Here is a 9,512-nt window from a genome sequence, read left to right as displayed (position 1 = left end):
CGCAGGCGCGGCGGGCAGCAGTGCTGCCCGCCGCGCCTGCGCCCGGATCGGATCGCTGCGCGATCCGATCCGGCGGTCATCCCGATGCAGATGGATGTTTCAGAACGGCACGTCGTCGGTGGCGGTCACAAACTTGGCCACCACTTTCTTGGGGCCTGCCTTCTCGAAGTCCACTTCAAGCTTGTCGCCCTCGATGCCGGTGATGGCGCCATAGCCGAACTTCTGGTGGAACACCCGCTCCCCCATCGTGAAGCTGGAGGTGGCGGTGAGGTCGATCACCGTGTTCCTGCTCTCCTTGGGCTGAGACATGCCGTACTGCCCTGCACGGGCCTGCATCCGTTTCCAGCCGGGGGAGTTGTAGCCGTCGGCCTGTGCCACGCGCTCGTCGATGGTGGAGCGGACTTGTGCGGCACCTGGAGCCGCCGCGCCGTAGCCGCCGCCGTAGAGGCCCGGCGGAGTCAGCACCTCGACGTGCTCCTCCGGCAGTTCGTCAATGAAGCGGGAGGGCAGCTGCGACTGCCACTGGCCGAACACCCGGCGGTTGCCGGCAAAGGAGATGGTGCAGATCTGCTCTGCCCGCGTGATGCCGACATAGGCCAGGCGGCGTTCTTCCTCCAAGCCTTTCAGGCCGCTTTCGTCCATCGAGCGCTGCGAGGGGAACAGCCCATCCTCCCAGCCCGGCAGGAAAACAGCGGGGAACTCCAGGCCCTTGGCGGCGTGCAGGGTCATGATCGAGACCTTCTCATCCGCGTCCTGCTTGTCATTGTCCATCACCAGGCTGACGTGCTCGAGGAAGCCTTGGAGGTTCTCGAAGCTTTCCAGCGCCTTGACCAGCTCCTTGAGGTTCTCCAGCCGACCGGGCGAATCCGGGTTTTTGTCGTTTTGCCACATGGTTGTGTAGCCGGACTCGTCGAGGATGATCTCCGCCAGCTCCATATGGGTGATGTCCGCGTCGCCGGCCATGCGGCCCCAGCGGGCAATGCCCTCGACCAGTTCGCGCAGCTTGCCTGCGCCCTTGCCCTTGATATGGCCGCCTTCAACTGCCAGCCGGGCGCCCTCCACCAGCGAGACGTTGTTCTCGCGGGCAACCATCTGGATGGTCTGCTGCGCCTTGTCGCCAAGGCCGCGTTTTGGCGTGTTGACGATGCGTTCAAACGCCAGACCGTCATCAGGCGAGACCACAACGCGGAAATAGGCCATGGCATCGCGGATCTCCATCCGCTCATAGAAGCGCGGGCCGCCGATCACCCGGTACGGCAGGCCGATGGTGAGGAAGCGGTCCTCAAACGCGCGCATCTGGTGGGAGGCGCGGACCAGGATGGCCATGCTGTTGAGGCCGAGGGGAGACTGTCCACGGGTGCCGCGCTGCATCGATTCAATCTCTTCGCCGATCCAGCGGGCCTCTTCCTCGCCATCCCAGTGGCCGATAAGCCGGACCTTCTCGCCATCGCCCGCGTCGGTCCACAGCTCCTTGCCCAGACGGCCGGCATTGCCGCGGATCACGCCCGCGGCGGCGGCGAGGATATGGCCGGTGGAGCGGTAGTTCTGCTCCAGCCGCACCACCATGGCGCCGGGAAAATCCTTCTCGAACCGCAGGATGTTGCCGACCTCGGCGCCGCGCCAGCCGTAGATCGACTGGTCGTCGTCGCCAACGCAGCAGACGTTCTTGTGCGCACCGGCAAGCAGCCGCAGCCAGAGGTACTGGGCGACGTTGGTATCCTGGTATTCATCCACCATGATGTAGCGGAACCAGCGCTGGTACTGCTCCAGCACGTCGGGGTGGTTCTGGAAGATTGTCACCATGTGCAGGAGCAGGTCGCCGAAATCGACCGCGTTCAGCTCGCGCAGGCGGGTCTGATACAAAGCGTAGAACTCGGTGCCGCGGTTGTTGTAGGCGCTGGCGTCGCCTGCGGGGACCTTCTCCGGCGTCAGGGCGCGGTTTTTCCAATCGTCGATGATGTTTGCCAGCATCCGCGCAGGCCAGCGTTTGTCGTCTATGCCTGCGGCCTGGATCAGCTGTTTCAGCAGCCGGATCTGGTCATCGGTGTCGAGAATGGTGAAGTTCGATTTCAGCCCCGCCAGCTCAGCATGGCGGCGCAGCAGCTTGACGCAGATCGAGTGGAAGGTGCCGAGCCAGGGCATGCCTTCGACCGCCTGGCCGAGCATGCCTGCCACCCGCTCCTTCATCTCGCGGGCGGCCTTGTTGGTAAAGGTCACCGACAGGATCTCGTTCGGGCGCGCGCGGCCGGTGCTGAGGAGATGCACGATGCGGGTGGTCAGCGCCTTGGTCTTGCCGGTTCCGGCGCCGGCCAGCATCAGCACCGGTCCGTCGAGGCATTCCACCGCCTCCCGCTGGGCGGGATTCAGCGTGTCCAAATAGGGCATCACCCGCGCGCCCATGGCGCGGGACGACAGCGATGCGCCCTCAAAGGCGTCCATTTCGTCAAAACTGCTCATGGCCGTGATCCTAGCGTGATTCAGGTCCGGCGGAAAGAGGACGTTCACAGTCTGTTCACTTGTCCGCCCGTAGTATCCGCGCCCGGCGTCAAGACCTGCTTTCACTTGCATTTTGCCTATTCGGCACAAGCGCAGGCCGGTGTCTTCATGTTCTGTAAAGGCTAACGCGCAATTCTAGCGCAAACGCCCAATGCCAGAGGACCACCATGACACAGGGGACGGCCCGGAAGCTGATATCCAAGCTCAAAACATTTTCGATGCTGCCGCTGCTGCTGGCGGCGGCCGGCCTGAGCGCCTGGGCGGTCTATTCTGTGCCGGCACCCATTGTGGACCGGATGCTGGAAGCGGACCTGCGAAAGCAGGCCGACACCTGGCGGCGGGCGGTTCTGCTGCATCTTGATAACAGCAAGGATGCCTTTGTGCTGGGTGATCTGGATGAGCACGACCAGGAATACCTGGGCCTGGTGCCGGAAACCTCGGATGTGTACCGGCTGAAACTGTTTGAGGCGGATGGCACTATCTTCTGGTCGACGCGGCCCGAGGAAATCGGTGAGCGCAACACCAAGCCGTATTTTCAGTCCGTCGTCTCGCAAGGGCTGGTTTATTACAAGCATGAGGAAAAGCCCGCGACAGAGGTGGACGGGCTGCGCACCGCGGCCAATGCGGACGGGTCGATCCCGGAGCGCGAGGTGGCAGAGGTTTATTCCCCGGTGCTGCACGACGGCATTTTCATTGGCGCCATTGAGTTCTATTCGGACATCACCGATATCCGGAACACCTTCATCACCCGCGTCCGGATCTCGCTGGCGCTGATTTCGCTGGTGACAGTGGCGGCGATGACCATCGTGTCGGTTGTCGTCTTCAAGGCCAACCGCCGCAGCCTGCGCCAGGTTGAGGAACGCTCTGCCCGCGATCAGGAGGCAATGGCGAACCAGCTGCAACTGGCGCGGGAGGTGAAGCTGCTGGGCGAACTGAACGAGTGGCTGCAATCCTGCCGCTCGCTGGGTGAGCTGTTTGACATGGTGTCGGAGTTCATGGGCCATCTGCTGCCGGATGCAGAAGGCAGCATCTATGTGTTCTCTAATTCGCGTGATGTGCTGGATGGATGCTCCAGCTGGAACGGCGGCAGCCACAAGGACCATATCCAGCCAGGCGAGTGCTGGGGCCTGCGCCGCGGGCGGACCTATGAGTTCGGCGCCTCGGAAGTCGAGTTCACCTGTGCCCATGCAGAACCGCACGACGGGCGCCCCTATTTCTGCTTTCCGATTCTGGCGCATGGCGAGACGGTGGGCCTGATGCATCTGCGGGCGCGGCCCAGCCGGGCCGGGGATTTTGCCGGCTGCAAGCAGCTGGCGCAAATGTGCGCCGAGCAGATCAGCATGGCGATTGCCAACGTGAAGATGCGCGATCAGCTGCACGACCAGTCGGTGCGCGATTCGCTGACCGGGCTGTTCAACCGCCGCCACATGACCGAATCCCTGCGCAAGTTCGTGGGGGCCAGCCAGAACAGCGGCAAGCCGCTGAGCGTGGTGTCGATCGACGTCGATCACTTCAAGAAGTTCAACGATAACCACGGCCATGATGCCGGCGACATGGTGCTGCGCGCTGTTGGCGCCGCGATGGAGCAGGCCTGCGATGGCGACGAGGTGGCCTGCCGCCCCGGCGGCGAGGAGTTCGCGCTGCTGCTGCCTGGCGTGAGCCCGGAAGATGCCATCACCAAGGCGGAGCTGCTGCGCCAGTCCATTGAGGACGTGGTGGTGCGCTATGGTGAAAAGGCGCTGCCGCGGATCTCGATCTCACTCGGGGTGGCCCATTACCCGGCGCACGGCACCATGCCGCAGGATCTGCTGCGCGCCTCGGATGAGGCGCTGTATGAGGCGAAAGCCAAGGGCCGCAACCAGGTCTGCGTCGCCGAAGGCGCCAGCCCCCTGCCCCGCAACCCGGCAGCGCTGCCAGTTGCAGACAGCGCAGAGGATGCTGAGGACCGGCAGAAAGGCGCGGCGTAAGCCTCGGCTGGCCGCCAGCACCCGTTGCAGGCGCCGGCACTTTGCCTTGCACAATCGTTCACGGCGCGTACCAATGCGCAGATGGATCTGCATCAGACATATCCGGGCCTGGATGACCTGAAACGCCGCGCCCGGCAGCGGCTGCCCAAGTTTGTCTGGGAGTATCTGGACAGCGGCACAGGCATTGAATCCGCCAAGGCGCAGAACCGCGCCGGGCTGGACCGGATCGGCATGCTGCCCTCGGTGCTGCACGGGCCGCTGGAGACCGACCTGTCCGTTGATCTGCTGGGCACGAAGCACGCTTTCCCCTTCGGGGTCGCTCCTGTCGGCATGTCCGGGCTGATCTGGCCGGATGCGGAGGGCATCCTGGCCCGCAGCGCCAGAACGGCAGGCATTCCCTATTGCCTGTCCACCGTGGCCAGCCAATCGCCTGAGGACCTGGCGCCGCATCTGGGGGCAAATGCCTGGTTCCAGCTGTACCCGCCCAAGGATGAAGGCATCCGTGCCGATATGCTGGCGCGGGCGAAGGACGCCGGGTTCCGCACCCTGGTGCTGACCGTGGATGTGCCGGTGGCCTCGCGCCGGGAACGGCAGACGCGTTCCGGCCTGACGCAGCCGCCGCGGCTGACCCCGCGTCTGCTGGCCCAGATCGCCATGCGGCCTGCCTGGGCGCTGGGGATGGCGCGGGCCGGGATGCCGCATATGCGGACCTTGGACAAATACATCAGCGGCGAACAGGCCAACCTGCCGCCAACGGCGCATATCGGTTACCTGCTGCGCACCTCCCCCGACTGGGAATACGTGCACTGGCTGCGGCGCAACTGGGACGGACCGCTGATCATCAAAGGCGTGCAGCGGGCTGCGGATGCGCAGCGGCTGCAGGAGGCCGGCGCAGATGCCATCTGGCTGTCGAACCACGGCGGCCGCCAGTTCGACGGCTGCCCGCCTGCCATCAGCCTGCTGCCGGAGATCCGCGAGGCCGTCACCGTGCCGGTGGTCTTTGACAGCGGCATCGGGGGCGGGCTGGACATCCTGCGGGCGCTGGCGCTGGGTGCGGATTTCGTCATGCTGGGGCGTGCCTTCCACTATGCGCTGGCGGCCCTGGGAAGTGCCGGGCCGGCGCATCTGATCAGCATCCTGGCCAAGGACCTGGAGGCCAATATGGGCCAGCTGGGCCTGTCCAGCCTGGCCGGGGCATGCGGATTGCAAACCCGTCAACTGGGCTGATTGCGCACCCGGCCGGCGCTTTTTGCGCGAATTCGCACGAATTGCGCCAAAATGACGCACACGCAGCGTCACTTTGCGCTGCACCGCAACAAAAAAAGTTACAAAATCATGCTGCATGTGCAGAATTTCTGCAGAATCTGCAAATGTTAGCGCCGAGCAATGCGGTAAATTGCAAAGTCAGGAACCCCCAAAAACGAGGCCAGAAAGGAAAGGACAAGCCGCTTGAGAGCGCAATCATGCCGGAAATACCCAGAACTACTGTTGTGCGGTTCGATAATATCCGCCTAACACTGCACCAACTTGCACGGACCCCGAGGGTGACATGACCGACTTCAAAAAAATCCTGATTGCCAACCGTGGCGAGATCGCGATCCGCGTGATGCGCGCCGCCAACGAAATGGGCAAACGCACCGTCGCCGTCTATGCCGAGGAGGACAAGCTCGGCCTGCACCGGTTCAAGGCGGACGAAGCCTACCGGATCGGCGAAGGCATGGGGCCGGTTGCGGCGTACCTGTCGATCGACGAGATCATCCGCGTTGCCAAGGAAAGCGGTGCTGACGCGATCCACCCCGGTTACGGCCTGCTGTCGGAAAACCCGGATTTCGTGGACGCCTGCGCCCGCAACGGCATCACCTTTATCGGTCCCAAGGCCGAAACCATGCGCGCGCTGGGTGACAAGGCCTCTGCCCGCAAGGTGGCGATTGCGGCCGGCGTGCCGGTCATTCCGGCGACCGAGGTGCTGGGCGACGACATGGACGCGATCCGCAAGGAAGCAGCGGAGATCGGCTACCCCTTGATGCTGAAAGCTTCCTGGGGCGGCGGCGGCCGCGGCATGCGTCCGATCCACGCCGAGAAGGAGCTGGAAGAGAAGGTTCTGGAAGGCCGCCGCGAGGCGGAAGCCGCCTTTGGCAACGGCGAGGGCTACCTGGAAAAGATGATCACCCGCGCCCGCCACGTCGAGGTGCAGATTCTGGGCGACAAGCACGGTGAGATCTACCACCTCTATGAACGCGACTGCTCGGTGCAGCGCCGCAACCAGAAAGTGGTTGAGCGCGCGCCTGCCCCGTACCTGAGCGAAGAACAGCGCGCCGAGCTGTGCGACCTGGGCCGCAAGATCTGCCAGCATGTGAACTATGAATGCGCGGGCACCGTCGAATTCCTGATGGATATGAACGACGGCAAGTTCTACTTCATCGAGGTGAACCCGCGGGTGCAGGTGGAGCATACCGTGACTGAAGAGGTCACCGGCATCGACATCGTGCAGGCGCAGATCCTGATCGCCGAAGGCAAGACCATTGCTGAGGCAACCGGCAAGGCCAGCCAGGGCGACATCCGCCTGAATGGCCACGCGCTGCAGACCCGCGTGACCACCGAAGATCCGCTGAACAATTTCATCCCGGACTACGGCCGCATCACCGCCTACCGTTCCGCCACCGGCATGGGCATCCGCCTGGACGGCGGCACCGCATATGCGGGCGGCGTGATCACCCGCTATTATGACTCGCTACTGACCAAAGTGACCGCCTGGGCGCCGACCCCGGAGAAGGCGATTGCTCGCATGGACCGCGCGCTGCGCGAATTCCGGGTGCGTGGTGTCAGCACCAACATCGCCTTTGTCGAGAACCTGCTGAAGCACCCGACCTTCCTGTCGAATGAATACACAACCAAGTTCATCGACGAGACCCCGGACCTGTTCCAGTTCAAGAAACGGCGCGACCGCGGCACCAAGGTGCTGACTTATATCGCGGATATCTCCGTGAACGGCCACCCGGAGACAGAAGGCCGGGCGGCCCCCGCTGCCGACCTGAAGGAGCCGCGCGCACCGAAGGCGGATGTGGGCAATCTGCCTTATGGCACCCGCAATCTGCTGGAGCAGAAAGGCGCGCAGGCCGTGGCCGACTGGATGAAGGCGCAGCGCCAGCTGCTGCTGACCGACACCACCATGCGCGACGGCCACCAGTCGCTGCTGGCGACCCGGATGCGCTCGATCGACATGATCAAAGTGGCGCCGGCCTATGCGCAGCACCTGAACCAGCTGTTCTCGGTCGAATGCTGGGGCGGTGCGACCTTTGACGTGGCCTACCGGTTCCTGCAGGAATGTCCCTGGCAGCGCCTGCGCGACCTGCGCGAGCGGATGCCGAACCTGATGACCCAGATGCTGCTGCGCGCCTCCAACGGCGTCGGCTACACCAACTATCCGGACAATGTGGTGCAGGAGTTCGTGCGCCAGGCCGCGGAGACCGGCGTCGACGTGTTCCGCGTCTTCGACTCGCTGAACTGGGTCGAGAACATGCGCGTTGCGATGGATGCAGTGGTCGAGAGCGGCAAGGTCTGCGAAGGCACCATCTGCTACACCGGCGATATCCTGGATCCGAACCGCGCCAAGTACGACCTCAAGTATTATGTCGGCATGGCGAAGGAGATGGAGGCCGCCGGTGCCCACATCCTGGGCCTGAAGGACATGGCGGGCCTGTTGAAACCCGCCGCGGCCCGCCAGCTGGTCAAGGCGCTGAAGGAAGAGGTCGGCCTGCCGGTCCACTTCCACACCCACGACACCTCCGGCGTGGCCGGTGCCACCATCCTGGCGGCGGCGGATGCCGGCGTGGATGCGGTGGATGCGGCGATGGACGCCTTCTCCGGCGGCACCTCGCAGCCCTGCCTGGGTTCGATAGTCGAGGCCCTGCGCAACACCGACCGCGACACCGGCATCGACATTGCCAAGGTGCGCGAGATCTCCGGCTACTGGGAACAGGTGCGGGCGCAGTATGCGGCGTTTGAAAGCGGCCTCGCAGCCCCGGCTTCGGAAGTGTACCTGCACGAGATGCCGGGCGGCCAGTTCACCAACCTGAAGGCGCAGGCGCGCTCCTTGGGTCTGGAAGAGAAATGGGCCGACGTGGCGCAGACCTATGCTGACGTGAACCAGATGTTCGGCGATATCGTGAAGGTGACTCCGTCGTCCAAGGTGGTTGGCGACATGGCGCTGATGATGGTCTCCCAGGGCCTGACCCGTGATGAGGTCGAGGATCCCAAGACCGACGTGGCCTTCCCCGACTCGGTCGTCGACATGATGCGCGGCAACCTGGGCCAGCCCCCGGGCGGCTTCCCGGACGGCATCGTCGCCAAGGTGCTGAAGGGCGAAGCGCCCAACACCGAGCGCCCCGGCGCGCATCTGGAGCCGGTTGACCTGGAGGCGGTCCGTGCGGATCTCTCCAAGCAGCTGGAAGGCTTCACCGTCGATGACGAGGACCTGAACGGCTACCTGATGTACCCCAAGGTGTTCCTCGACTACATGGGCCGCCACCGCCAGTACGGCCCGGTGCGCACCCTGCCGACCAAGACCTTCTTCTATGGCATGGAGCCGGGTGAGGAGATCACCGCCGAGATTGATCCGGGCAAGACCCTGGAAATCCGCCTGCAGGCGATTTCCGAAACCGACGAGAAGGGCGAAGTGAAGGTCTTCTTCGAGCTGAACGGCCAGCCGCGGGTGATCCGGGTGCCGAACCGTCTGGTGAAGGCCTCAACCCAGGCCAACCCCAAGGCGGAAGCGGGCAACCCGAACCACGTCGGCGCACCGATGCCCGGTGTTGTGGCATCTGTCGCGGTTCAGGTGGGCCAGCAAGTGCATGAAGGTGATATGCTGCTGACCATCGAAGCGATGAAGATGGAGACCGGCATCCACGCCGAGCGCGACGCGGTGGTGAAGGCGGTGCATGTTCAGGCCGGCGGCCAGATTGACGCCAAGGACCTGCTGGTCGAGCTGGAATAAGCTGCAAGGCTGAACTCAACAGAGGGCGTCCCGCCGGATGGCGGGGCGCCCTTTTC

At 64.2% G+C, this 9,512-nt stretch carries 4 protein-coding genes; 3 read left to right on the top strand and 1 reads right to left on the bottom strand.

What is annotated here, in order from left to right; all coding sequences use genetic code 11:
* Positions 1-99: 99 nt before the first annotated feature.
* Entirely contained in the window at positions 100-2,457 is a 2,358-nt protein-coding gene (locus RA21_RS21350) for an ATP-dependent helicase (protein WP_039152525.1), read from the bottom strand.
* A 206-nt stretch (positions 2,458-2,663) separates the two neighbouring features.
* Here RA21_RS21350 and RA21_RS21345 point away from each other — a divergent pair, with 206 nt between their 5' ends.
* The 3 genes from RA21_RS21345 to RA21_RS21335 all read left to right on the top strand — a co-directional run bounded on the left by RA21_RS21345 (position 2,664) and on the right by RA21_RS21335 (position 9,456).
* Positions 2,664-4,463, top strand: coding sequence for a sensor domain-containing diguanylate cyclase (locus RA21_RS21345; RefSeq protein WP_039152523.1), 1,800 nt, complete (start codon positions 2,664-2,666; stop codon positions 4,461-4,463).
* 81 nt (positions 4,464-4,544) lie between these two features.
* Positions 4,545-5,690 carry an alpha-hydroxy acid oxidase gene (locus RA21_RS21340; protein ID WP_039152521.1) on the top strand — a complete coding sequence of 382 codons (1,146 nt, stop codon included), beginning with the start codon at positions 4,545-4,547 and terminating at the stop codon, positions 5,688-5,690.
* 322 nt (positions 5,691-6,012) lie between these two features.
* Complete coding sequence (locus tag RA21_RS21335) at positions 6,013-9,456, top strand: pyruvate carboxylase (protein ID WP_039152519.1); 3,444 nt, start codon at positions 6,013-6,015, stop codon at positions 9,454-9,456.
* Positions 9,457-9,512: the final 56 nt, after the last annotated feature.

This window comes from Leisingera sp. ANG-DT (genome assembly GCF_000813785.1).
Taxonomy (GTDB): Bacteria; Pseudomonadota; Alphaproteobacteria; order Rhodobacterales; family Rhodobacteraceae; genus Leisingera.
The sequence above is the reverse complement of the archived record's forward strand: the minus strand, read 5'-3'. Positions and strand labels throughout refer to the sequence as shown.

Excerpts from the sequence above, each read along its gene's own strand:
- RA21_RS21345 (WP_039152523.1), top strand. The coding sequence starts at position 2,664 with ATGACACAGGGGACGGCCCGGAAGCTGATATCCAAGCTCAAAACATTT.
- RA21_RS21335 (WP_039152519.1), top strand. The coding sequence starts at position 6,013 with ATGACCGACTTCAAAAAAATCCTGATTGCCAACCGTGGCGAGATCGCG.
- RA21_RS21350 (WP_039152525.1), bottom strand. The coding sequence starts at position 2,457 with ATGAGCAGTTTTGACGAAATGGACGCCTTTGAGGGCGCATCGCTGTCG.
- RA21_RS21340 (WP_039152521.1), top strand. The coding sequence starts at position 4,545 with ATGGATCTGCATCAGACATATCCGGGCCTGGATGACCTGAAACGCCGC.